The organism is Vibrio sp. MM46, assembly GCF_027587135.1.
Classification (GTDB): Bacteria; Pseudomonadota; Gammaproteobacteria; order Enterobacterales; family Vibrionaceae; genus Vibrio; species Vibrio harveyi.
Window position 1 is genome coordinate 76,510 of record NZ_JAPPTO010000021.1, and the last position, 26,305, is coordinate 102,814.

17 protein-coding genes, 1 pseudogene and 1 riboswitch are annotated in these 26,305 nt (G+C 45.5%); of the genes and pseudogenes, 6 read left to right on the forward strand and 12 right to left on the reverse strand.

Features of this window, described 5'->3' with window-relative positions; translation table 11 throughout:
* Positions 1–7: 7 nt before the first annotated feature.
* The 9 genes from OH459_RS20895 to OH459_RS20935 all read right to left on the reverse strand — a co-directional run bounded on the left by OH459_RS20895 (position 8) and on the right by OH459_RS20935 (position 10,595).
* Positions 8–1,732, reverse strand: a complete 1,725-nt coding sequence (locus tag OH459_RS20895) for a GspE/PulE family protein (RefSeq protein ID WP_005444338.1) — start codon at positions 1,730–1,732, stop codon at positions 8–10.
* Entirely contained in the window at positions 1,729–2,826 is a 1,098-nt protein-coding gene (locus OH459_RS20900; protein WP_017187906.1) for a tetratricopeptide repeat protein, read from the reverse strand. Before OH459_RS20900 ends, OH459_RS20895 begins: the two co-directional genes overlap by 4 nt.
* The gene (locus OH459_RS20905) at positions 2,811–3,656 is read right to left on the reverse strand and encodes an ExeA family protein (RefSeq protein WP_017187907.1); all 846 of its coding nucleotides are present in this window, start codon (positions 3,654–3,656) and stop codon (positions 2,811–2,813) included. Before OH459_RS20905 ends, OH459_RS20900 begins: the two co-directional genes overlap by 16 nt.
* Before the next feature lie 45 nt (positions 3,657–3,701).
* Positions 3,702–5,345, reverse strand: coding sequence for a pilus (MSHA type) biogenesis protein MshL (gene mshL, locus OH459_RS20910; RefSeq protein ID WP_029789687.1), 1,644 nt, complete (start codon positions 5,343–5,345; stop codon positions 3,702–3,704).
* Positions 5,346–5,365: 20 nt separating this feature from the next.
* Entirely contained in the window at positions 5,366–5,695 is a 330-nt protein-coding gene (locus OH459_RS20915) for an MSHA biogenesis protein MshK (RefSeq protein WP_269988549.1), read from the reverse strand.
* Positions 5,688–6,338: a type II secretion system protein GspM gene (gspM, locus tag OH459_RS20920; protein WP_005444327.1), complete on the reverse strand. Its 651-nt coding sequence runs from the start codon at positions 6,336–6,338 to the stop codon at positions 5,688–5,690. The genes OH459_RS20915 and gspM overlap by 8 nt, the downstream gene beginning before the upstream one ends.
* Positions 6,335–7,783, reverse strand: a complete 1,449-nt coding sequence (locus OH459_RS20925; protein ID WP_005444325.1) for an MSHA biogenesis protein MshI — start codon at positions 7,781–7,783, stop codon at positions 6,335–6,337. The genes gspM and OH459_RS20925 overlap by 4 nt, the downstream gene beginning before the upstream one ends.
* 11 nt (positions 7,784–7,794) lie before the next feature.
* The gene (gene csrD / locus OH459_RS20930) at positions 7,795–9,804 is read right to left on the reverse strand and encodes an RNase E specificity factor CsrD (protein WP_009698823.1); all 2,010 of its coding nucleotides are present in this window, start codon (positions 9,802–9,804) and stop codon (positions 7,795–7,797) included.
* A gap of 251 nt (positions 9,805–10,055) precedes the next feature.
* Positions 10,056–10,595, reverse strand: a complete 540-nt coding sequence (locus OH459_RS20935) for a single-stranded DNA-binding protein (protein ID WP_005444320.1) — start codon at positions 10,593–10,595, stop codon at positions 10,056–10,058.
* Positions 10,596–10,889: 294 nt separating this feature from the next.
* On the opposite strand from OH459_RS20935, the gene OH459_RS20940 reads away from it, so the two are divergent.
* The 4 genes from OH459_RS20940 to OH459_RS20955 all read left to right on the forward strand — a co-directional run bounded on the left by OH459_RS20940 (position 10,890) and on the right by OH459_RS20955 (position 17,380).
* Positions 10,890–11,534, forward strand: a complete 645-nt coding sequence (locus tag OH459_RS20940) for a LuxR C-terminal-related transcriptional regulator (RefSeq protein WP_009698824.1) — start codon at positions 10,890–10,892, stop codon at positions 11,532–11,534.
* A gap of 161 nt (positions 11,535–11,695) precedes the next feature.
* Positions 11,696–12,568 (forward strand): UTP--glucose-1-phosphate uridylyltransferase GalU, encoded by an 873-nt coding sequence (gene galU / locus OH459_RS20945; protein ID WP_005444317.1) that lies wholly within the window; start codon positions 11,696–11,698, stop codon positions 12,566–12,568.
* 137 nt (positions 12,569–12,705) lie between these two features.
* Positions 12,706–15,528 (forward strand): excinuclease ABC subunit UvrA, encoded by a 2,823-nt coding sequence (gene uvrA / locus OH459_RS20950; protein ID WP_269988550.1) that lies wholly within the window; start codon positions 12,706–12,708, stop codon positions 15,526–15,528.
* Between the two features lie 67 nt (positions 15,529–15,595).
* Positions 15,596–17,380 (forward strand): PglL family O-oligosaccharyltransferase, encoded by a 1,785-nt coding sequence (locus OH459_RS20955; protein ID WP_017187912.1) that lies wholly within the window; start codon positions 15,596–15,598, stop codon positions 17,378–17,380.
* A gap of 56 nt (positions 17,381–17,436) precedes the next feature.
* Here the strand turns inward: OH459_RS20955 and OH459_RS20960 are convergent, their stop codons facing one another.
* A complete protein-coding gene (locus OH459_RS20960; RefSeq protein ID WP_134977887.1) occupies positions 17,437–18,558 on the reverse strand; it encodes a pyridoxal-phosphate-dependent aminotransferase family protein in 1,122 nt (373 codons plus the stop codon).
* Positions 18,559–18,781: 223 nt separating this feature from the next.
* A riboswitch (Lysine riboswitch) is annotated at positions 18,782–18,960 on the forward strand.
* Between the two features lie 123 nt (positions 18,961–19,083).
* On the opposite strand from OH459_RS20960, the gene lysC reads away from it, so the two are divergent.
* Positions 19,084–20,436, forward strand: a complete 1,353-nt coding sequence (gene lysC, locus OH459_RS20965) for a lysine-sensitive aspartokinase 3 (protein WP_269988551.1) — start codon at positions 19,084–19,086, stop codon at positions 20,434–20,436.
* A 67-nt stretch (positions 20,437–20,503) separates the two neighbouring features.
* Here lysC and metH read toward each other — a convergent pair whose 3' ends face one another.
* Positions 20,504–24,184, reverse strand: coding sequence for a methionine synthase (metH, locus tag OH459_RS20970; RefSeq protein ID WP_269988552.1), 3,681 nt, complete (start codon positions 24,182–24,184; stop codon positions 20,504–20,506).
* 189 nt (positions 24,185–24,373) lie between these two features.
* On the opposite strand from metH, the gene OH459_RS20975 reads away from it, so the two are divergent.
* Positions 24,374–25,699, forward strand: coding sequence for a cation:proton antiporter (locus OH459_RS20975; protein WP_017187915.1), 1,326 nt, complete (start codon positions 24,374–24,376; stop codon positions 25,697–25,699).
* Between the two features lie 401 nt (positions 25,700–26,100).
* Here the strand turns inward: OH459_RS20975 and OH459_RS20980 are convergent.
* A pseudogene (locus tag OH459_RS20980) lies at positions 26,101–26,305 on the reverse strand (hypothetical protein); the annotation flags it as partial.

A 26,305-nucleotide genomic window follows, 5' to 3' on the forward strand; every position in this document is an offset into this window, starting at 1 on the left:
CACTTACCTACATGAAAATTGGGTCGGTTTTACCAGAAGCATCCCCTTCACCTAGGGTCATCACTTCATCCAAACTAACAATACCTTGCAGTGCCAGTTCCATCGCTGAAGCAAGTAGTGGCTTGTAATTCTCGGAACGTCTCGCAGCTTGAGCGAACCCTACCGCGTCATTAGCACGCAGCTTGTCCATCATTTCATTCTCTAGCTCAAGCATTTCGAACACACCGATTCGACCTCGATAGCCCGTCAAGTTACAGTTTTGACAACCCGCACCTTTGTGGAAAGTGGTGCCGACTTGATTCGGGAAGCGACCAGCCAACCATTGCTGGCGCGATTCATCCAATACATCCGTGGTTTTACAGTCGGGACAAACACGACGAACCAGACGCTGAGCAACCACAGCACGGACCGCACTCGCAACTAGATAACCAGGCGCCCCCATATCAATCATACGTAGTGCACTGTCTACTGCGTCGTTTGTGTGTAACGTACTTAACACTAAGTGACCAGTCAGCGCGGCGCGTAAACCAATCTCTACTGTTTCTTGGTCACGCATCTCACCAACGAGGATAATGTCCGGGTCCTGACGCAGGAAGGTACGTAGCACGCGAGAAAACGTTAGGTCGATCTTACTGTTGATCTGAACCTGAGTAATACGTGGTAGGCGATATTCCACCGGGTCTTCTGCAGTGATGATCTTCTTGCCCGGTTCATTCAACTCACTCAGTGCGCCATAAAGCGTGGTGGTTTTACCAGAACCTGTCGGTCCCGTAACCAAAATCATACCGTGAGGACGAGAAAGCTGGCGACGTAAGCGAGCAAGCAGCTCCGGAGGTAGGCCAGAGTCTTCAAGTTTGCGCAAACCAGAAGATTGGTTGAGCAAACGCATCACCACCGACTCACCGTATTGCGTTGGTAGTGTCGACATACGAATATCGATCGATTGACCACGAACTTTGATATTAAAGCGACCATCTTGTGGCAAACGCTTTTCAGAAATATCTAAGTGCGCCATCAGTTTAAGGCGCAGAACCAGCGCAGAGGCAATGTTAACTTCATTTAGAAGCGTCTCGTGCAATACACCATCAACACGTTGACGTAAGCGAAGCACTTTGTCATCAGGCTCGATGTGAATATCTGACGCGCCGACTTGCACCGCATCTTCAAACATCGAGTTAACCAGTTTTACGACGGTAACTTCTTCACTATCACCTTCATCAATACCATAGTCAAAGCCTTCAACGTCCTGGTGCTCAGCCTGAAGCTGCTCAGCAAACGAAGCGATTTCTTTTGTACGACGGTAGTAACGGTCAAAGCTTTCGACTAACTGACGTTCTGGCGCAATGATGAACTCTAGGTCATATTCACCAAGCAAGTTCATCAGGGATTCTTGAGTAAACAAGTCCGCTGGATCACTCATTGCAACGCGTAGCGTGTCACCATTTCGAGCAACGACCATGGCACGCAAGCGTCGCGCGTGCACTTCAGGCAAAACTTGTACAGCATCGGCATCAATCGGGGCTCGGCTCAAATCAATCAATGGCAAACCGAGCTGCTGAGATAAGAACTCCAGCATCTGCTTTTCGCTGATAAAACCAAGGTCAATCAACGCATCACCCAGTTTTTGTCCTGTACTGTGCTGAGCACTCAATGCTTGCTGAATTTGTTCTTCAGAGACAATCCCCTCTTCAACAAGTAGATCACCTAAGCGCTTTCTCAACTGAATTTTCATTGCGCGTTCTCCAGTTGTTTTAAGATGTTCAAACGGTCACGAATAAATGCCTGAGACTGATTCGAAATACCCACTTTCCCCAATGCTTGTTGATAAGCGGCAATAGCAGCAGAAAAATCCAATGCTCGCTCTTGCTGAATACCTAAACCAAGCCACCAGCGCGCGTTGTCAGGTTCGCGCTGCGTCAGCAGTTGGTAGCTTTCTAGAGCAATTTGGTTTTGTTTTTGCTTTTGTGCCAAAGCGGCACGCATCGCCAGATAATCACGGCTTGGTGCAGGAGGCAGATGCACTAGAGGGCTCAGCGCCGCTTCTGGTTGATCTGCTTTCACCAATAACTTTGATAACGCTAAGCGAAGTGACTGGTTATTCGTATCTAGCGAGATACCAGCTTGTAGGATTTCGTAGGCTTTGCGCGTGTCACCTTTGCCAAAATATAATGCGGCTAGCTTTTGACGAGCTTCAAGGTTCGTTGGTTGGTAACGAAGTGCTTCATTAAAAGATGACAATGCGGTTTTCATGTCATTCGCATCCATCGCTTTATCCGCACGTGCCAACGCTTTTTCAGCTAACTCTTGATGGGTCAGTTCTACTTGCTCAATTCGCATCGAATGCTCTTGCTCAACATTCGATGAATTCGTCACATTATTGCTCAGACTCGCCAACAACACTGGCTGCTCGACCGTGCTGCTCACCTCATTACGAGGAACATAATCATCCACCTCTGGCGTTGATTTCGCAGCAGATAATGCGACTTTTACCTTCGGTTTTTCAATTCGTTGCGTGTACACCACATCATTTAATTGTGGCGTTGTCTTATTAGTTGGAGATTGGCTTACTTCAACTACGGGCAAAGGTGGAACATTCTCCATATTAGTCGTTGAAGACGAAACTGTTGCAATCTCTTCAATAGGAGCGGGACCTTGAGATACCGCCCAACCACCGACAGCTAAGCTCAACGAAAAGCCCCCCACAAGCCATAGCCATGGTTTGCTTCGAGAAATACTCGGGATCTCTGCCTTGGTTAGTTCCGAAGGCGATTCTTTTTCAGCAAGTTCTGATAATGCTTTATTGATGGCACTCAAGGCTGACTCCATCCCCAAAATACGGGAGATTTAAACTTAGGTTTACGTGCGTCAAAAGTGTCATGCATGGCAACGTAAACATGATGATTTTTCAAAAGCGTACAACGGTCATTGAACGCAGTAAGTAAAGCTTTATGGCTGATCTGATTAATCAATCTCGGGATGCCCATCGCCGAGCGCCAAATGGCTTTCTTTTGTTCAATAGAGAAGATATGCGCCCCATTACCCGCTTTATCTAGACGATTGTTGATGTAGGCAACGCCCTCTTCGATCGAGAGAGGACGCAGTTGGCAACTGAACGTAATGCGTTGACGAAATTGGCGCAATTCGTGAGTCTCTAATCGCTCATCTAATTCGGGCTGACCAAACAAGACCAATTGAATCAGCTTATCTTGTTCCGTTTCCAAGTTGCCAAACAAGCGCAAGGTTTCTAACGCCTCAGAAGACAGAGCTTGTGCTTCATCAACAATCAGTACCGTTTTTTTCCCTGACACGTGGACTTGGATCAGCCGCTCTTGGATCAGTGAAACGACTTTAAGTGGGTCAGTATCTTCAATCCCAAGCTCTCTGGCCACAGCAAACTGCAATTGCTCACCACTTAGAACCGGATTTGGCAAATAAACTAATTCGACTTGTGATTCAATTTGCTCAATCAGTTTTCGGCACACCATGGTTTTACCCGTGCCCACTTCACCTGTTATTTTGATGACCCCTTCCCCCATTTTGACGGCTGCCATAATGGTCTGAATCGCCTCATAATGAGGTACCAGCCCCAGAAACATTTCTGTATTTGGGGTTAGTGAGAAAGGTTGAACTCGAAATCCAAAATGTGACAGGTACATACTCGAATCACAACACCACGTTAAACAGAGACTTCCTAACGCCAATTACTCAGCGTCAGGAAACCACTCTTGCAGTAAATCACGTGAGCGCTCTAGCTCTTTCTGCCATGTATTTACGCCCACAACTGTTGGTTTCAAAAGAATGACGAGTTCTGTTTTCTGCGATACGTTATTGATAGTTCGGAACAAGTTACCAAGAGCAGGCACATCACCTAGGAACGGTACTTTTGACACTTGCTCGATATTTTGCTGTTTCATCAAGCCGCCAATAACCACCACATCGCCATCTTTTGCGCGAATCACTGAGTCAGATTCTCGAATCGAGCTTTTTGCCAGCGGGAGTTGAACATTGTTGAAGTCACCACCAAGGTTTAGCTTCTTAATCTCTTCTTCCACTTCAATTACGGCAGGGTGAACATGCAGGAATACGTTACCTTTGTTGTCAATCTGTGGCGTAACATCTAGAGAGATCCCTGAGAAGAAAGGCGTCAACTCAACTTCAGGAACCGCATTAGAGTTTTCACCATTACCCGCATTACTAGAAAGTTCGGTTACAAAGTACTCGTCGGTACCGACTTTAATAACTGATTTCTGGTTATTTGCTGCGGTAATACGTGGGCTAGAAAGCACGTTCAAGTCGCCCTGCGTCGCCATAAAGTTCATCACGGCTGAGAAGTTACCATCACTGATGGTGATATTAGTTTGCCCACCTAAAAGTGAACCAATCGCATCCAATGGAGGTAGACCACCTGTAGGACCTGGACGGTTGATAACTACGCTACCTGAATTACCAATAGAAGCAGTCATATTCGACCAGTTGATACCTTGCTGGTAACCATCACTTAGCGTCACCTCTAAAATCTTCGCTTCTAGGATAACTTGGCGCTGCATACGCTCCTGAGAAACGCCCAAGAACTCACGAACTTCACGAATTTCATCAGGGAAAGCACGTAAGGTGATCACACCCGCTTGTGGCGTAACAACAACACTTTGGCCTTGACCTGAGCCAATTAGGTTTGCAACGGCTTGTTGCAGCATCGGCCAAAAATCACTTTCGGTGATGGTTTCAATGCGTGTACCGCCAGTCGATGTGGTTGAGCTATCACCGTTGTTGTTATTTGAATCAGAAGAATCTGAATCGTCAGAACTGCCACCAGAGCTAGAAGTGCCCGCAGATGTCACAGAACCCGTCACGATACTGGTCAGTGAGCGGCCAGAACGTTTGAACTGAAGATAATCAACAGGAATGGTCACTGTGCGCATACCAGCAGGATAAACCTGAATCACTTTGCCTGATTTCACAACATCGTAGCCATACATGTCTTGTACAACGTTGAGCACTTCATCTAAGGTGACGTCGGAAAGGTTAACGGTGATGTTGCCTTGCACTGCTGGGTGGATAGCCACACTGTATTCAGTTCCTTTCACCAAAGAGGCAAAGAAGCTACGAGCTTCTACTGCGTTCGCTTGGATTCTAAAACGCTTTAAAGTGCCTTGCTCTGAAGACACGCTAGTGTCTAAGTTCGGCATAAGATCGGCTTCTACAGAAGAAGGGATCTCTTCTAGTGCACGGCTATTTGCTTCATTGATAGACTCATTAAGTGCTTGCTTCACTTCCACTGGATCTCGATGACCCATAGAACAACCCATTAAGGAAGCAACCACGATTCCTACAACTAATTTGCGCATATCTGATCAGGCTCTGGTTATTATTTTTTTACGTTTAAACCAAAAAGCTCTAGTTTCCACTGACGGTCACCACGCTTTAAAGTTACAAATTCACTGTTGATACTGGCTACACGGTAGCCATTGAGTTTCGCTCCCGCCTCAACAATACGGTTATTCAAAATCGCCACGCATTGAGTATTTGGTTTACATACAATACTGTTCAGTGTTGGCAAGCGATATTGTTTTGCTTTCGGCTTTGTTTGCTCTGTGACTGGCTTTTGCCAGCCTAATGGTGCTGTTGGGTCTTGGCTTGCCCAGCTATGACCAGCAACAACTGTCAGCATTAGGGAGATTATGATTTGCTTAACCACCGATAAACTCCTCTCGTGAACCTAAGGTGTAAACTTCCAGTACAAGTTTTGCTTTTGGATATTCTTCCACGTTGTAGCTAAAGCTTCGCCAGTAGTAACTCGCTGGTAAACCTTCTAATTTCGTCAGATAGTTAGCAATTGAAAAGTAATCGCCAGTCAGCTCCATGCGCACAGGGTGTACGTAATAACCCGAGTATTGCGACGCTTCTTTGTCTTCTGTAATTGGTTCAGCAGGTAAAGTTTGTAGAGATACCAAATGAATACCACTTTGCTGCTCTAAGACACTCTCTAACAAACTTGCCATTTGCGAAGGAGTAATCAAATGTTCGATGATCTCTGAAAGTTGCATTGAAAGGTGTTGGCTTTCCATAAGCAATTGAGAGATAGCTTGATCAATTTCCGCGTTCGGATCTTTTTTCAACTGCGCTTGAATACGTAAGATCTCGATTTCTGTCTGTTGATTCGTCTGTTTTAAGTTACGTAGCTGCTTATCGTTACTCGTAACCTCATTCAGTTTTGGCTCCAAGACCAAAGTGAAAAGCAACATCACTACCGTCACTAAACCACACAGTGCGATGAGTACTTTTTCACGCCCGCTCATTTCATCGAAGCGCTCTTCTAACGAGGACCAAAACTCATTCATTTCTCTTTGTCTCCGCGCGTCTTCAATTCAAAGGTCACGATGTTGTCTTCATTACGTCCGATTTTTACGTCATCAAACGTGCGCCCTACAAGGCTAATTTCATTTTTAAACTGGCTTACCCAATTCGGAACTGCGCTTGGCGATCTCGCCAAACCTTGGAGATCTAAAGTCGATGCATCAATACGAATTGCAGACAAAGAAATATTGTTGCTGCCCAACTTGGCTAAAGCCTGCATTACGCCAGAGTAGCCTGTACGTTGTGAATCATCGTACTTACCAACGGCTTTTAATGAGTCACGCTTCGCTTTTACTTCACGCTCTAAACGCGCTTTGGCCGCGATCTTATTGGTGTCTGGCTGATGCTTACGTAATTTGGCTTGTTGGTGTTGAAGTTCTGACTTCATGATATCGCCCTTGCTTTTCACAATCGCAATTTCATCTTCTACACCTTGGCTTTGCCAAGTCACATAACCGTAAGAAACAAAGATCAACGCAGCCGCAACACCCCAAGAAATAGCAACGTTTTTGAGGGTTAATAAATTCTTCTTCGGTTTAAGGAAGTCTGGATAAAGATTGACACGTCGCTCACTGGACGTAGCTAACGCCGTATCTGCCAATACATGACCAGATAGTTCGTGTTCTTCAGTAAGCAGCGGAGAGACTTTGGTGCTTAAGCGGTAGTTAAGCGATTCCACCAGTTCTTGTTCATCTTCATCGTCACAACACACCTTCAGTTGGTGCAACTGAACATGACGCAGTTGAGAAGAGAGGTAATCGATTGAACGCTGTAGCTCTAGCGACAAGCTATCCATTTGCAAGTCACTCGAAGGTACGCCCGTTAGTGGTGGCGTTACACTGCGAATAGAACGGTGGAAAGCGATAGTATGATCAACGAATGCGCTGATACGGAAGTGTCCGCGTGCGCTGCGTTGTAGCAATAAGAAATTACCAAGTTCACCTGAGGTATCACCCCAGATGTCATCTTCAGGAATAATCGCTTCAAGGCTCAGTTGAACTCGACTCGCAAGCAGTACAATCTTATCGAGAATTTTGCGAGAAAGAACATAAGCTTGGACTTTATTCGAGTTTGGTAGCTCTACTGCATCGGCAATAATGTCAATAGCACGCTCAGATATCAGCTCTTTTAACAAAAACGGCAACGCCGATGGCCACTCATTGCGAGGCATAGCAGGCTTGTCGATTTGGTACATCTGATAGTAGTTGTGAGCTAACACAACCGTTAACGAATCATAAGAGCTTGCAGCTACACTTAATGCCTGCTCACAGGCACGTTCCCAATTTGATTCTGAGATCTCAAATTTAGATGGTCGGCTGCTTTTCGTCGGTGATGATAAATAAACTGCGTCTGGCTGAATAACCAAAAAGCAAGTGCGACCACCGACCGATGATCGCTTGAGCTTGTCGAGTACTGCTTTAAAATCCATGATTATTATCTTTATTTTTTTCGCCAGCGATTTCTTCGTCCCAGTTTAACTTGGGATTCAGATTGAGAAGTCGGCGCCGGTGTAGAACGAGGAAGGTACTGCTCTTCAGAAGAGAAGTAACGCCCTTGCCCACCGTGAACACCCAACTCATTAAGCGTGTTCAACTCGTGCTTATTCTCAATACCCACTGCTATTATTTTTGTTTTGCTGTTTGCGGCCGCACCCAACATACTGCGAACAAACAACTGGTTTTCATGTCTCTGATCGATCTTTGTTACCAAGCTGCGATGAAGCTTGAGATAACGAATGTCTACTTCTTTTAAGTAATGCGTGCTGACAATGGTACGTCCGGCCTGCCCAATCATTACGTAGCATTCTAAACCGGACAGCATTTTAGCGACTGGTCGCATAAAGTCTAAGTGTCTTACAAATTGTGCTTCCACAAACTCAAAAATGAGACACTTTCTTTGCTCCCGTGACAATTGTAAGAGTTCATCACGGAACCACTTGAAATATTCTCGCTGCCCAAAAGGCACAACATGAAGATTAAGCACATATTGCTTAGAGCTATCAAAGTTGTGTTTAAAGTCTTTTAAGAATGTACCAATAACGGCGCGATCCATTTGCGCTTCATAGCCGACTTGACGAACGGCAGAAATAAAACGAGAAGCTTTAACAATGCCATTTTCCGGATCGCGAATCCGACATGTTAACTCTTCGTGCAATGGTTTTTTATGCGCCACATCACTTATTGAATAGGCTGATTGTGCGTAGAGTATCACATTTTCAGACGTGAGTGCTGTGTCAAATAGCGTACGCCATCTCACACTGCCTCGTGCTTCTTCATCATGATTCCACTTTTTAAAACGGCTCCAATTATTGTTGTTCTGCAATTGGGCACTACGCAATGCGGTTTCTGCTTCATCAATGATTTGGCTATGACGCTCTCCTTCTTTGTACATGGTGATTCCGATATGACACCAGTTATCAGAATCCAATGGATAAGGAGGATGGAGTTTTTCTAATTGACGAATACATTGAGACGCCAAGTTTGCGACATCTTTCGCTGCTTGGTGAGGTAAGAAAAGCGCAAAGTCAGCATCGTAGTAACGAGAAAATACGACATCGGGATAACGTTGAACTAAATTGGACAGCAAACTACCAATCTCAACGATAAATTCATCGCAAGTTTGTTTGTCCTGTTCTTCTTCTACAGATTTCCAATCTTGAACTCGTATCAGCATCACTGCACCACGAGCCCCACTTTCTAACAGCGCCGATTCAAGCTTACTATCAAACAAAACTCGGTTTGCTGTACCAGTTAACTTATCGAGGAAAGTTTGAGTACGAATAAAGGTATCAAAGCGACTGCGCTCTTGGCGGGCATCTTGCAGCTCTTCAATTAATACATCCAATGCTTCGCTTGCCGTGTATGGCCATTCTCGCTCATCACCTTTCGCGTATTGCTCAACCCGCCCAGCTAAGATCATACGACCGCGCTCTTCGAGCATTTCAGAGCCAGCAAGTTGTTCTTTGAGCCATGCAACACCGCGCATCAAGCAGAAGATGATCAAGATGACCGCGAGCGTAATCGACCACAAAGCTTGCATTGAATAGCCGTAGCCTAAATAAGGAGGAATAGCCTTAAAGTAGATGACATAGTCTTGGTTGTGAGTGAGCTGAAACTCATGCTCAAACAACATGGAACTGTCTATCTTGTGGGAGGTGTCTTTGAAGCGGTATACGACGGCGTTATTCGTCGAGAGCGTCATCTCAACAATGTTACTTGCCTGTAGCATCTTTGGCATCCAACGCTGCATGGAATATGCTGCGTCAGGGTCTTCCATCTCTTTATCAACCACTTCAACGATCCCTTCCAAATAATGGTTGAGATACTCTTGCCCTAGTCGCTTAAAAGAGAGGGTGCCGCCGACAAACAAGATAAACATTGCGCAAATGACGATCATGGTGACAAAAGCCACCAGCCGCGTGCTTAGCTTAAGAGTTGGGGTATACCTCATGAATACCAAATTCCTTTTCTATTCATCATATACCTTGTTGAAATGTTTATACTTGATAAGCGTTCAGTAAACAATCGCATTCGTATGAATGTGAGAAGCTGAGGCGGAAAGAAACAAGGCATCATTCGATATTTGAGAGTTGCTGCCTTTTTGTGGCGATACGGAAATAATGTGAACCACAATGACAGAACATAACGGGAATAAAAAAGCCGCGAAATTCGCGGCCTTTTAAATTCAATATCAATTAGATTTTAGAACGGGATATCGTCGTCAAAATCCATTGGCGGCTCGTTATATTGCGGCTGTTGTTGCTGCGGAGCCTGTTGTTGCTGTTGCTGAGGAGCGTTGTATTGCTGCTGTTGAGCCGGTTGTTGAGGTTGACCCCAGCCGCCTTGTTGCTGCTGTTGTTGACCGCCACCCATTGGAGCGCCACCTTGAGCACGACCGCCAAGCATTTGCATTACGCCATTGAAGCCTTGAACAACTACTTCTGTTGAGTAGCGATCTTGACCACTTTGGTCTTGCCATTTACGAGTTTGAAGTTGACCTTCAACGTAAACTTGAGAACCTTTACGTAGGTACTCACCCGCTACTTCAGCAAGCTTGCCGAATAACACAACACGGTGCCATTCTGTTTTTTCGCGCTGTTCGCCAGTCGCTTTATCACGCCATGACTCAGAAGTTGCAATCGTGATGTTTGCTACTGCACCGCCATTAGGCATGTAACGAATTTCAGGGTCGTTACCTAGATTCCCCACCAAAATAACTTTGTTAATTCCACGGCTGGCCATGATGTGCTCCGTTTCACTCTGGATCTATATATAAAATTTTAGCGCATAAGAATACACGCTTTGGTGTTTTGATTAAAGCCTAATCCCATTGTGTTCTGAGATTAGAAATTGTGGAATCAAAATCTCACTCCAACCTCTAGGCGTAGCATTTTTGATTCGTTTTGCAGATATCGTTTCGCGAACCTTTGAATCTCAACGCATTTCCTCTCTAACGCTATGGCTCCAAATTGTGATTGATGACACCGTATTTGCGTTTTTGACCTCATGGAACTTCACTCAAGGAGATTAGGGCGCGTGAAAAAATCAGCTTATGCGAGAAAATTGTTTTTGATCAGTATGGAAGACGACGCAGAGAAAAAAGTCGAAGCACTCGTGAAATACACTGATATTGATATCCCTGTCATCTCCACACAAGCACTGATGGAAGCCAATCCAAAGCATCGCAATAAAATCCTGTTGATTGACTTTAGTGAACATAAAACACTCGTACAATCGATCAAAAACTTGCCTTTAATTTGGAAGAATTTTGAAACGGTCATATTCAATGTTCCTAAACGCTTAACCACCGATGAGTTGTTGTCTTTTGGGCAACTAAAAGGCGTATTTTATCAGGAAGACTCTCTAGAGCAGGTAGGTGAAGGCTTGAGAGAAATCGTGAATGGTCAGAACTGGTTGCCAAGAAATGTCACTAGTCAATTGCTTCACTATTATCGCAATGTCCTCAGCACGCACACCGCCCCAGCAACCGTGGACTTAACCATCCGTGAGTTGCAAGTTTTACGTTGTCTTCAGGCAGGAGCATCTAACAATCAAATGGCAGAAGAATTGTTCGTCAGTGAATTCACCATTAAATCTCACCTTTATCAGATATTCAAAAAGCTCTCCGTAAAGAATCGCGTTCAAGCTATCGCTTGGGCAGACCAAAACTTGTTGTCATAAATCAGATGAACAACACAATTTCGCTCATACAGTGATGGCTCATGCTTATTTAGGCTCAAATTGACGTACTTTTTCCTACTTAATTCATGATTCATATGCATCTCTCGTGTTAAAGTGATGCCCAGATTCTTGATTAAAAAATGAGAAAGGATATTCCCCCAATGATTAAAAAATGTCTGTTCCCTGCAGCTGGCTATGGTACGCGCTTCCTCCCAGCGACTAAGTCTATGCCTAAAGAAATGATGCCTGTAGTGAACAAGCCACTGATTGAGTACGGTGTAGAAGAAGCCATCCAAGCTGGCATGAATGGCATGTGCATCGTAACAGGTCGTGGTAAGCACTCAATCATGGACCACTTCGATAAAAACTACGAACTGGAACACCAAATCAGCGGAACAAACAAAGAAGAACTATTGGTTGATATCCGTGAAATCATTGACTCTGCAAACTTCACTTACATTCGCCAGCGTGAGATGAAAGGTCTAGGTCACGCAATCCTTACTGGTCGCGAATTGGTCGGTGATGAACCATTTGCAGTAGTACTTGCCGATGACCTTTGTGTGAACGAGCAGGAAGGCGTGTTGGCTCAAATGGTAGCGCTATTCAAACAGTTCCGTTGTTCAATCGTTGCTGTTCAGGAAGTACCAGAAGAAGAAACTCATAAATACGGCGTAATCTCTGGTGAGATGATCAAAGATGACATCTACCGCGTAGACGACATGGTTGAGAAACCAGAACAAGGTACTGCGCCAAGTAATCTAGCAATCATCGGTCGTTACATCCTGACTCCAGACATTTTCGAACTGATCGAAAACACGGAACCGGGTAAAGGCGGCGAAATCCAAATTACTGACGCACTGCTTAAGCAAGCAAAAGCAGGTTGTGTATTGGCGTACAAATTTAAAGGTCAACGTTTCGACTGTGGTAGCGTAGAAGGTTACATCGAAGCCACAAACTACTGCTTCGAAAACCTATACCTAAAAGACGAAAAGAAGTCTGAGCTAGGTAAACACGCAACAAAGAAAGAAGTGTAAATAACTCAAACTAACTGATTCTAAAGCCCAGCTTAATGCTGGGCTTTCTTTTACTGTTTTTTTGTCCAGTATTTTCTTTGCACATTTCTCACACTATGTAATACTTGCGTCACTTGGTTATACATAGAGCAAAAACGATGGATAAAATAGAAGTTCGTGGTGCCCGCACCCATAACCTCAAAGACATCAACCTCACTATCCCCCGCGATAAACTGATTGTCATTACTGGTTTGAGTGGTTCTGGTAAATCCTCTCTCGCATTCGATACTTTGTATGCTGAAGGTCAAAGACGTTACGTCGAATCCTTATCAGCTTACGCACGCCAGTTTTTGTCTCTTATGGAAAAACCAGATGTTGACCACATAGAAGGTTTGTCTCCTGCAATCTCGATTGAGCAGAAATCAACATCACATAACCCACGCTCTACTGTTGGTACTATTACTGAGGTGTACGACTACCTGCGTCTACTTTACGCACGCGTTGGTGAACCTCGTTGTCCAACACACCATACGCCTCTAGCAGCACAAACCATCAGCCAAATGGTCGATAAAGTCTTAGAGTTGCCAGAAGGCAGCAAAATGATGCTACTTGCTCCTATCGTGAAAGAGCGTAAAGGTGAGCACGTTAAGACACTGGAGAACCTAGCAGCTCAAGGTTTCATCCGCGCACGTATCGATGGTGAAACTTGCGATCTTTCTGATCCACCGCCGCTAGAACTGCACAAGAAACACACTATTGAAGTAGTTGTGGACCGCTTTAAAGTTCGCCCAGATTTGCAGCAACGTTTAGCTGAATCCTTCGAAACCACGCTAGAGCTTTCTGGTGGTATTGCGGTTGTGGCACCAATGGACGGCGAGGGCGAAGAGGTGATCTTCTCAGCTAACTTTGCTTGCCCTATTTGTGGCTACAGCATGCAAGAACTTGAGCCTCGTTTGTTCTCATTCAACAACCCAGCAGGTGCGTGTGGCACTTGTGATGGTTTAGGTGTGCAGCAATATTTCGACCCAAGCCGAGTTATTCAAGATGAAACGCTGAGTTTGGCACAAGGTGCGATTCGAGGTTGGGATCAAAAGAACTACTATTATTTCCAGATGCTGACTGCACTGGCGGATCATTACGGCTTTGATCTTCACGCACCATTTAACTCTCTACCAAAGAAAACCCAAGACATTATTCTTAAAGGATCGGGGCGTACTGAAGTAGAGTTCAAGTACATTAACGATCGTGGTGACATTCGCGTTAAGCGCCATCCTTTTGAAGGGATCCTGAATACACTTGAACGCCGTTACCGCGACACTGAATCTAACTCGGTACGTGAAGAGCTTGCGAAATACATATCTACTAAGTCTTGTTCAAGCTGTGGCGGTACTCGTCTGCGCCTTGAAGCTCGTAACGTCTTTATCGCCGATACGACACTACCGGAGATTGTTGAACTCAGCATCGCCGACGCATTGGAGTTCTTCCACACTTTGAAGCTCGAAGGCCAACGCGCCCAAATCGCTGAAAAAGTGATGAAGGAAATCAACGACCGCCTGCAATTCCTGGTTAACGTTGGTTTGAACTACCTCAACTTATCACGCAGCGCGGAAACCTTATCAGGCGGTGAGGCTCAACGTATTCGTTTAGCGAGCCAAATTGGTGCGGGTCTAGTCGGTGTTATGTACGTACTGGATGAGCCATCAATTGGTCTCCACCAGCGTGATAACGAACGTCTATTGAAAACTCTGACCCACCTAAGAGATTTAGGTAACACGGTATTAGTGGTTGAGCACGATGAAGATGCGATTCGTTGTGCTGATCACGTGATCGATATCGGTCCAGGTGCCGGTGTACACGGAGGTAACGTGGTCGCTGAAGGTACGATGGACGAGATCATTGCCAATCCGAACTCACTGACTGGTCAGTACCTCAGTGGCGCAAAAGAGATTGCGGTACCAAGAGAGCGTACACCACGCGATCCAAAGAAAACCGTTGAACTACTTGGCGCGAAAGGTAACAACTTAAAGAATGTCGACCTTTCCGTTCCTGTTGGCTTGTTCAGCTGTATTACCGGTGTATCCGGCTCAGGTAAGTCGACTCTGATCAACGATACCTTCTTTAAGATTGCTCATACCCAGTTGAACGGCGCAACAACGGCGCACCCTTCACCATACAAAGCGATCAAAGGGTTAGAGCACTTCGATAAAGTGATCGACATTGACCAAAGCCCTATCGGTCGCACACCACGTTCAAACCCTGCCACTTACACAGGCATATTTACTCCGATTCGTGAACTGTTTGCGGGTACACAAGAGTCGCGCTCTCGCGGGTACAAACCGGGGCGCTTTAGCTTTAACGTTCGTGGTGGTCGCTGTGAAGCCTGTCAGGGCGACGGCGTAATCAAGGTGGAAATGCACTTCTTACCTGACGTTTACGTTCCTTGTGATGTGTGTAAAGGTAAACGCTACAACCGCGAAACACTTGAGGTTCGTTACAAAGGCAAGACCATTGATGAAGTACTAGAAATGACGGTAGAAGATGCACGTACTTTCTTCGACCCGGTGCCAGCGATTGCTCGTAAGCTGCAAACGCTAATGGATGTTGGTTTGTCTTACATTCGCTTAGGTCAAGCAGCAACTACGTTGTCAGGTGGTGAGGCTCAGCGTGTGAAACTGGCTCGAGAGCTGTCTAAGCGTGATACTGGTAAAACCTTATACATTTTGGATGAGCCGACAACCGGTCTGCACTTCCACGATATCCAGCAGCTACTAACTGTACTGCACCGTCTGCGAGACCACGGAAATACCGTTGTCGTCATTGAGCACAACCTCGATGTAATTAAGACGGCAGACTGGATTATTGACTTAGGTCCTGAAGGTGGACAAGGCGGCGGTGAGATCATCGCACAAGGAACGCCTGAAGATGTGTCTCAGATCGAAGGTTCGCACACAGCTCGCTTCCTTAAGCCTATGTTGAAGTAGAAAAAACAGGTAAAGTACAAAGACCAGCCAATGCTGGTCTTTTTTCATTCAAAACAACACAATAACTATGGCAACTATACACGTCAGTGGAACTAAGCTTTCTCCAGGGAAAGTCCAAGTTCCTCTTAACCGCAAGTTTCTCATCGCGTTAGCAGCTCTCTTTCTGTTGGCGATGCACTTCTTTATGCCAAATCCGGGTGGCTCTGGACTAGCACTGTCTTTTAATGCGACCACGTGGATTGCGTTCAGCTTTGCACTTGGTATTGGCTGCTACCAACTTGCGACCAATCGTGTATTACGCTATTCCAAATTAACAATCGGTCTGTTGATCAGCTGTATCATCATGACGCTACCTATCTTCTACCCCAATGCGGATAGTGCGCTCGCAGCAAATAAACTGATTGGTCTGTGGTGCGGCATGTTGTTCTTCGTTGTACTGCAGCAGTTCCACTTCAGTAACAAGCATCGCCAGCGCTTGTTGTGGTTTATTGTCCTTGCCGTTGTTATCGAAGCGATTTTCGGTTTAACGCAATATCTTTACCTTAAACCAGGAAACGTATTTGGATACGACACGATAGCTAACCGCCCTTATGGCATCTTCCAGCAACCAAATGTCATGGCGAGCTTCCTTGCAACTGGTTTAGTGATTGCCAGCTATCTACTCGCCAGACAACCTTACAAATATTCTCGTAAACTCAGCGATATTTACCTGTTGTACGCCGTACCTGTACTGACACTACCTCTTATCGTTGCCCTTGCCTCTCGTACTGGTTGGCTAGCATCCATCATTGCTATTTTGCTGGTGATTCCATACATGTATCGCTTTGCAACGCGTGCACGTTTTGTTCGATGGGTAATGGCGATGGCAACAGGTCTCGCGCTGTCGATTGTGGTGATGAATATTGCCTTCCCAGATGGAAACGGTCTTGCCAGTGAAAAGGTGAATATGGAGTCACCACGTGCTTACACCTTCCCACAAACATTGGACATGGTGATTGAGAAGCCATTCACTGGGTACGGTTACGGCAAGTTTGAGTCAGAATACATGCTATACACAGCGCGTCAGCATGCACTCAATGAAAGCTATCCTGCGGGCTTGCCATCGATGGATCACCCGCACAATGAATTGTTGTACTGGGCGGTAGAGGGCGGATTGTTGCCAATTCTGGGGATCTTTTTGGCAATGGCGTTAGTGCTATATCGCATCTACCAAGCCAAACGCGGTACTCGCTTAGCACTGCTGGCACTGTTTATTCCAATCGTGCTGCACTCGCAATTAGAATATCCCTTCTATCATTCATTGGTGCATTGGCTGATCTTTGTGATTCTGCTTTATTGGGTCGACCAACGAGTTTCTCGTTACCGCCAAGCACCGTTTAGCAAAGTAACCAAAAGTTTATTGCGAGTATGTAGCCTCGTCATTCCAGCAGTATTTACTTTCTATATGGTTAGCGCATTGCACACCAACTATGTCTTAACCAAGTTTGAAACAACGCGCCCGACCAACCCGGACATCTTGAATCAGGTGACAAATCCTGTGGTTTGGAAAGATCGTTTCGATTGGGATGTATACAGTACTTTCTTAAACATCGGCTTATATAAACAAGATCCAACCTTGATTCAGCCTTACATTGATTGGTCTCTGGAAATCATTAAAGACAAGCCACGCCCAGCGTTTTACAACAACTTGATACTGGCATATCAAGGGTTGGATGACACAAGCAAGGCAGAACAAATTCGTGCAGAGGCACAGTTCTTGTTCCCTAAAATTGATTTCAGTGGCGTCAACTATCAGCCACCTTCTCAAGCTATCTCAGCCTCACCAACACCAACGTCCAGCGCTGAGCAATAAATACAAAAAAGCGAAGGAATAACCTTCGCTTTTCTTTACCTCATTACCGAGGCGATTTATTCAGTCAGTGACTCTTCTAAAGCTCGCAAACACAAAGCAACATTTTCAGGTCGAGCACCATAGCCCATCAGTCCAATTCGCCATGCTTTACCAGCAAGTGCACCAAGACCTGCACCAATCTCTAGGTTGTAGGTTTCAAGTAAGTGATTGCGCACTTTTGCTTCATCAATTCCTTCAGGGACATAAATCGCATTCAATTGCGGTAGTCGATATTCTTCTTCTACCACGAATTCAAAACCTAGTTTTTGCAGACCCGCTTTAAGCTTCTCATGCATTAACTGGTGACGCGCCCATGCATTTTCTAAGCCTTCATTTTTAAGGATAAGTAGAGCTTCATGTAGCGCATACAAACTATTCACCGGCGCAGTGTGGTGATAGCTGCGTTTGCCTTCTCCACTCCAGTAACCTAATACTAAGCTTTGATCCAAGAACCAGCTTTGAACCGGTGTCGTCCTAGATTGAATCTTCTCAATAGCAGCCGGAGAAAGAGTCACTGGCGATAAGCCGGGAACACAAGACAAACATTTTTGGCTGCCAGAATACACCGCATCTAACTGCCATTCATCGACTTTGAGAGGTACACCACCAAGCGAAGTCACGGCATCGACAATCGATAGCAGACCGTATTGCTTCGCAAGCTTACCCAAGACTTGAGCGTCACTCACCGCGCCCGTCGACGTTTCTGCATGAACAAAAGCAAGAATCTTCGCATCAGGGTGCTGCTCTAACGCTTCTTCAACTTTATCGACCGATACAGGCGTTCCCCACTCATCATCGACGACAACCGCTTCACCACCAGCACGAACCACGTTTTCACGCATACGCTCACCGAAAACACCATTGCGGCAGACGATGACTTTGTCGCCCTTTTCAATCAAGTTGACAAAGCACGTTTCCATACCTGCACTACCCGGCGCAGAGACTGCGATAGTAAATTCATTTTCTGTTTGGAAAGCGTATTTAAGCAGTTGTTTTAGTTCATCCATCATAGCAATGAAAAGTGGGTCTAGGTGACCAACTGTTGGACGGCTAAGCGCTTGTAAAACCTGAGGTGAAATATCAGATGGACCAGGTCCCATTAAAATACGATGTGGGGGAATAAAGCTTTGGATCGGCATGTCAGCTCCTTGATTGCAGTCATTCATCCTGAGCGTTATAAAAGTTCTATTCAAAAGGTTGGCTCAGGTATCAAAGTTTTCACCCTAATAGATTTTTCCTCTATCGGCAATTAGCCCTAAGTCTAGAGGTCAAACCACTGTCACAAATTCGTTAATAAAAACTTTCATAATGGTTGAGATATTGGTTGACAATGTGACAGCAAAACCGTTCAATGTTTAAGCTTTATGCAGAAGAGGAGCACTGCCCAGGCAGGTGATTTGTGGAGCCGCAATTCCAATACCAATCACTCAGGGGGAGCAGTGCCGAGGTAAGTCAAAGTTGCAGGATTTGACTTGTCGGTTGACTTGGGTTGAGTCCCATCAACTGTCATCAGCGCCGTATGATGAAGAGCTTCTGAGGGTAAATTTTCAAATTACATTCTAACTACCTCTCTATTTGCTCTGTTCCTTTCCTCACCAAACATTGGATGTATTGGGCAACCAATTAATTGTTGTTATTTTTTCAGGAAGTCGTGGGAGAACGCAGTGAGCGCATTTAACGTAGCAAAATTCGGTGGAACCAGTGTTGCCAACTTTGAGGCAATGAGTCGTTGCTCCACTATCATAGAAAACAACCCAAATACTCGTCTTATCGTCAGCAGCGCTTGCTCAGGTGTCACTAACTTATTGGTTGAGCTGGCAAATGGTGTTCAAGACCAAGAACATCGAGCAGAAGTACTTCAGAAACTAGCAGGTATCCACGAATCGATTCTGTCGCAGCTAGAAAACGCAACCGAAGCAGCAGCTGAGGTTTATTCGATTCTTGATACCGTCACGAGCTTGGCAGAGGCTGCTTCAATCCAAGCAAGCACCAAACTGACAGACCATTTAGTCGCTTGTGGTGAATTAATGTCGACTCATATCCTTGCACAACTAATGCGTGAGCGTGGTGTGAACGCAGTTCGTTTTGATATTCGCGACGTGCTAAAAACCGATGGTAATTTTGGTCGAGCTGAACCTAATGTCGAGACAATTTCGCAGCTAGCACAAGAAAAGTTAGTACCACTTTGCCAAGAATATGTGGTTATCACCCAAGGTTTTATTGGCTCAGATGAAGAAGGCAATACCACCACGCTTGGCCGTGGCGGCAGTGACTACAGTGCAGCACTCATTGCAGAAGGTGTGAAAGCAGCAGGTCTAGAGATTTGGACCGACGTACCGGGCATCTATACCACAGACCCACGTATCGCCTCAAAAGCAGCGCCAATCCCAGAGATCAGCTTTAGCGAAGCATCAGAGATGGCAAACTTCGGCGCAAAAATTCTACACCCTTCAACGCTAGTTCCGGCACTTCGTCACGACATCCCTGTATTCGTAGGCTCGTCTAAAGAACCGGAAAAAGGTGGTACATGGATCCGCCACCAAGTAGAGAGCTCACCTTTATTCCGAGCACTTGCTCTGCGCTGCAACCAAACCATGGTGACATTACGCAGTGCTAACATGTTCCACGCATACGGCTTCTTAGCCAAAGTATTTGAGATCCTAGCGAAGCACAAAATCTCTGTAGATCTGATCACCACATCTGAAATCAGTGTGTCACTCACTCTTGACCAAACAGACACGTCTGGCGGTGCTCCTCAGTTACCACAAGCCGCGCGTGAAGAGCTTGAAGAGCTATGTAAAGTAGAAGTAGAACACGACCTATGTCTCGTCGCTCTGATTGGTAACAACATGAGTGAAAGCAAAGGCTACGCGAAGCAAGTATTTGGCACGCTAGAAGACTTCAACCTACGTATGATCTGTTACGGAGCAAGTCCACATAACCTGTGCTTCCTTGTTCACGAGTCGGTATCTCGCCAAGCGATTCAAAAACTGCATACTGAATTGTTCCAGCAATAAAAACTCTTTCATCCACTAATAAGCAAGGGCTGCACATGGCAGCCCTTTTCGTTTCGATCTGGTTTGGTTAACCGTTAATGTTGGGACCTAACCATTTTTCCGCTTCGATCCTATCCCAGCCTTTGCGATCAGCATAGCTTTGCAACTGATCCTCTTGGATCTGAGCGATCGCAAAGTAACGAGAGTCAGGGTGCGAGAAGTACCAACCCGAAACGGATGCACCTGGGTACATCGCATAGCTCGATGTCAGTGACATTCCAATGTTTTCTTCAACATTCATAAGCTCCCAAAGCGGCCCTTTCTCAGTATGCTCTGGACATGCTGGGTAGCCAGGAGCAGGACGAATACCTTGGTATTTCTCACGAATCAGGTCTTCATTCGACAGAGCTTCATCCGCAGCGTAACCCCAAATCTCTTTACGCACACGCTCATGTAGATACTCAGCAAATGCTTCCGCCAGACGGTCCGCTACCGCTTGAATCATGATGGCATTGTAATCATCACCCTGCGCTTTGTATTCGTCGGCAAGTTCACGCTCACCGATACCCCCAGTTACTGCAAAAGCACCAACCCAATCGCGCTTACCAGACTCTTTCGGTGCAACATAATCAGACAGACAGTAGTTGAAGCCTTTTGGTTTCTCCGTCTGCTGGCGTAAGTTATGCAGCACTTTCGCCACTTCTGTACGCGATTCATCGGTGTAGACTTCGATATCATCACCCACGCTTGCAGCAGGGAACAGCCCACACATACCGCGCGCTTTGAGTAACCCTTCACGCTCAACACGATCTAATAGTTCGTTAGCATCTTTGTACAGGCGCTGCGCCTCTTCGCCCACTTCTTCATGGTCAAAGATTGTTGGGTACTTACCGACTAACGACCAAGTCATAAAGAAAGGCGTCCAGTCGATATACTTACGCAAAGTAGACACGTCAAAGTCATCAAAGATATGGATGCCCGGCTTCACAGGAGCAGGAGGCGTGTACTTATCCCAATCAATCGCGACTTTGTTCGCTCGTGCTTCTTCTAAAGTAACAGGCTTAGTGCGCGGCTTCTTGCGGTTATGCTGATCACGCACGCGCTCATAGTCCGCATTAAGTTTTTCAACAAAGCCAGGACGAAGCTCGTCTGATAACAGTGATGTACATACACCAACTGCACGAGAAGCGTTATTGACGTATACCACTGGATGCTTGTAGTTCTGCTCAATCTTCACCGCCGTATGCGCTTTGGATGTTGTCGCACCACCAATCAGAAGCGGAAGATCGAAATCAAGACGCTCCATTTCTTTGGCTACATGCACCATTTCATCGAGAGACGGAGTAATCAAACCAGAAAGACCAATGATATCGACGTTTTCTTCTTTGGCTACCTTGAGGATCTTCTCACATGGCACCATTACGCCAAGATCGATGATCTCGTAGTTGTTACATTGCAGAACCACGCCAACAATGTTCTTACCGATATCGTGAACGTCGCCTTTTACCGTAGCCAACAAAATCTTACCGTTGGAAGAGCCCGCTTGCTTCTCTTTATTAATAAAAGGTTCTAAGTGCGCTACTGCCTGCTTCATAACACGCGCTGATTTCACTACCTGCGGAAGGAACATCTTACCTTCACCAAATAAGTCACCCACCACGTTCATACCGTCCATCAACGGACCTTCGATTACTTCCAGTGGTTTGGATGCATTAAGGCGAGCTTCTTCGGTATCTTCAACGATGAATTCAGTAATGCCTTTAACCAACGCATGCTCTAGACGTTTTTCTACCGCCCAAGTACGCCACTCTAGTGCAGACGCATCTTCTTCTTTACCAACGCCTTTACCTGCGTATTCTGCGGCGATATCAAGTAGTCGCTCAGTCGAATCATCACGACGGTTAAGAACCACATCTTCTACCGCCTCACGCAGCTTATCAGGAACGTTATCGTAAATTTCCAACTGACCCGCATTAACGATGCCCATGTCCATACCATTTTTAAAACAGTGGTATAGGAACACCGCGTGAATCGCTTCACGAACGTAGTTATTACCGCGGAATGAGAAGGAAACGTTAGACACACCACCAGAGATCATCGCGTGAGGTAAGTCACGCTTGATGTCAGCAACAGCCTCGATGAAATCCACGGCATAGTTGTTATGCTCTTCGATGCCCGTCGCAACCGCAAAGATGTTCGGGTCAAAGATGATGTCTTCTGGTGGGAAGCCGACTTCATCAACCAAGATACGATAAGCATTAGTACAGATTTCTAGCTTACGCTCACGTGTTTCTGCCTGACCAACTTCGTCAAACGCCATAACGATAACTGCAGCACCATAGCGACGGATCAGCTTTGCTTGCTCAACAAACTTCTCTTTACCTTCTTTCAAAGAGATGGAGTTTACGATGCCCTTGCCCTGAATACACTTCAGACCCGCCTCGATAACCTCCCATTTAGAAGAGTCGACCATGATAGGCACTTTAGAGATCTCAGGCTCAGATGCGCATAGGTTTAGGAAGCGAACCATACAGGCTTCTGCATCCAACATGCCTTCATCCATGTTGATGTCGATGATCTGAGCGCCGTTCTCAACTTGTTGTCGGGCGACCTCTAACGCTTCATCATAGAGTTCTTCTTTGATCAGACGTTTAAATCGAGCAGAACCAGTTACGTTAGTACGTTCACCCACGTTGATAAACAGCGTCTCTTTTTCAATAGTAAGAGGCTCAAGACCGGATAAACGACACGCAACCGTAAGCTCAGGCAAATCACGAGGTTTCACACCTTCAACTGCCATTGCCATATGGCGAATATGCTCTGGCGTGGTACCACAACAACCACCAATTAGGTTGAGGAAACCGCTCTCCGCCCACTCTTTAACGTGTTCCGCCATATCTTCTGGCGAAAGGTCATACTCGCCAAAAGCGTTCGGTAGACCCGCGTTTGGGTGAGTAGAAACAAAAGATTCAGAAATACGAGAAAGCTCTTCTACGTACGGGCGCAGTTCATCAGGACCAAGCGCACAGTTCAAACCAAATGAAATAGGGTTAACATGACGAAGAGAGTTATAGAAGGCTTCCGTTGTTTGACCAGAAAGCGTACGTCCAGAAGCATCGGTAATGGTACCGGAGATCATAACTGGCAACTCGATGCCTAGTTCTTCGAAGACGCTATCAACCGCGAAGGCACAAGCTTTCGCGTTAAGTGTATCGAAGATAGTCTCGATCAGAATAAGGTCAGAGCCACCTTTGATCAGCGCTCGAGTTGATTCTGAATAAGCTTCAACAAGCTCATCGAAGCTGACGTTACGATAGCCCGGATCGTTTACATCAGGGGAGATAGAACAAGTACGGTTTGTTGGACCAAGCACACCCGCAACATAACGTGGGCGCTCTGGCGTTTTTGCCGTCCACTCATCAGCGGCTTCACGCGCAAGCTTTGCAGCGGCAAAGTTGATTTCCTCACTCAGGCTTTCCATCTCATAGTCAGCCATCGCAATCGTCGTCGCGTTAAAGGTGTTGGTCTCAAGAATGTCAGCGCCAGCTTCTAAGTAAGCGCTCTGAATTTCCTTAATCAATTGAGGCTGAGTAAGCACCAACAAATCGTTGTTGCCTTTTAGATCACAATGCCAATCCGCAAAGCGCTCTCCTCGATAGTCTTGCTCTTCAAGTTTATATCCCTGAATCATGGTGCCCATACCACCATCGATCAGCAAGATACGTTGCTTTAATTGAGCTTCAATCTGTTGTCTTACATTACTTCCCACAGTACAGCCTCATTCCTTTAGTTATCTCTCCATCCTATCACACAAATTAAAGGAGTCTAGACGTCTAAAATGCGAATTGCTGATTATTTTGTCTCCGTCGAGTTACAAAATAATCTCGAAAAAATGTTTGCTATTTAGTCAACATCGTCCGAGAATTCCATTCATAAAATGTTACAAATAGAGAGCTCTATGTCGGTCTATCATACTTTATGTTTTCTATCTGCAGCGGCAATGGTTATTGCCTTTGTAAACAGTAAGATAGGAAAGATGCAAACCACCATCGCAATCACTGCCGGTTCGATGATTCTTTCACTCCTCATTCTAATCGCAGGTCAAAATGATTGGTTTCATCTCACCGAGATAGCGACCGAAACGGTTACCAGCATTAACTTCGAGGACTTTCTTCTTAAAGGTATCCTCGGATTCCTACTTTTTGCCGGTGGTTTGGGTATAAAACTCCCTAACCTCAAAGACCAAAAATGGGAAATCACCGTACTCGCTTTAGGTGCAACACTCTTCTCAACCTTCTTTATTGGTTTTGTACTTTACGGCTTCTGCCAAGCTATCGGCATTCAATTCGACCTCGTCTACTGCCTGCTATTCGGTGCGCTTATCTCCCCAACCGACCCGATTGCAGTACTCGCCATTGTTAAAAAGCTTAATGCACCAAAACGAATCTCTACACAGATCGAAGGTGAATCTCTGTTTAACGACGGCTTTGGTCTGGTTATTTTCGTAACACTATTCACCATCGCCTTCGGTACTGAAGCTCCAACGGTAGGTAGTGTGACAATGCTATTCATTCAAGAAGCGATTGGTGGCATCGTTTACGGCTTCGTACTAGGTTTAATTTTCCATTACCTAATCAGCGCAACTGATGACCACTCAATGGAACTACTACTTACTATAGGTGTACCAACCGCTGGTTACGCATTTGCAGAATACCTTCACGTATCTGGACCACTTGCGATGGTGGTATCGGGTATCATGATCGGTAATTGGACGCGCTTCATTGGTTTCTCTAAAGAGAGTGAAGATCATCTAGACCACTTTTGGGAATTGGTCGATGAGTTCCTAAATGGGGTGCTATTCCTTCTTATTGGTATGTCGATGCTGTTGTTCGAATTCCACAAAGAAGACTGGATCATGATGGCAATTTCAGTACCACTAGTACTGGCTGCTCGCTATCTAAGCGTGTTCATTTCTTACATCGGATTTAAGCGCTATAGAAAATATAATCCTTGGTCTATTAAGATCTTAACTTGGGGTGGCTTGCGCGGCGGCCTCGCTCTAGCTATGGCACTATCAATCCCATCGGGTATCTTAGTTATTCCAGAGAAATTGATTGATGTGAAAGAGATCATCATGGTGATGACCTACTCGGTGGTTGTGTTCTCAATCCTGATTCAAGGCTCCACCATTACGCCAATGATCGAGAAAGCGAAACAAGCAGAGAAAGACATGGAAGCAAAAGTTTCATCGGAACCACAAGAAGCAAAAGCATCTCAAGAATAAGTACCGCGACAATTCTTAAAAAAAGGCAGCCAACTGGCTGCCTTTTTTATACTTTGTTCGCGACTAGACCTCTAGACAATATTCTATTCCCTAGCCCAGCACCTTTTATAGTTCGATCAACCAAATACAGCCAAAGTGGTAATGAATAGCTTCAACTTGAGAAAAATCTACAGGAATGCATAAAGATGGCTAGCAAAATCTATCAGATTCACTTTTGCAAACCTCAAGATCTTTACTAGCGAGGACAAGACGTTCTATGTGAGTGTGACTAAGTCCAAACATTAGTGCTCAAGCAAATTTACGAACCACTGAGCTCTAGTTGAAAAGTCAATGAGTATCTAAATACAAAAGTTGTTCTGTCGAACCACATCGTTGTGTGGTGTTTTTCTGAATAAGAGTAATTAAGGTAGGGACATCGGAAGAAATTGCAGGTTATCTGAAACTTTTGCGGGCTCGTTTTCTAGAAAGAGGGAATCGTACTCTAGAAATGACAAAACCCAGTCCGGAGGCTGGGTTTCTAAATAAGTGGCGGAGCGGTTGGACTTGCACTCAATTGGACTGCACACGAGCGGGACTCGTTGGTCGTAAACCAAAATAATAGCGCAA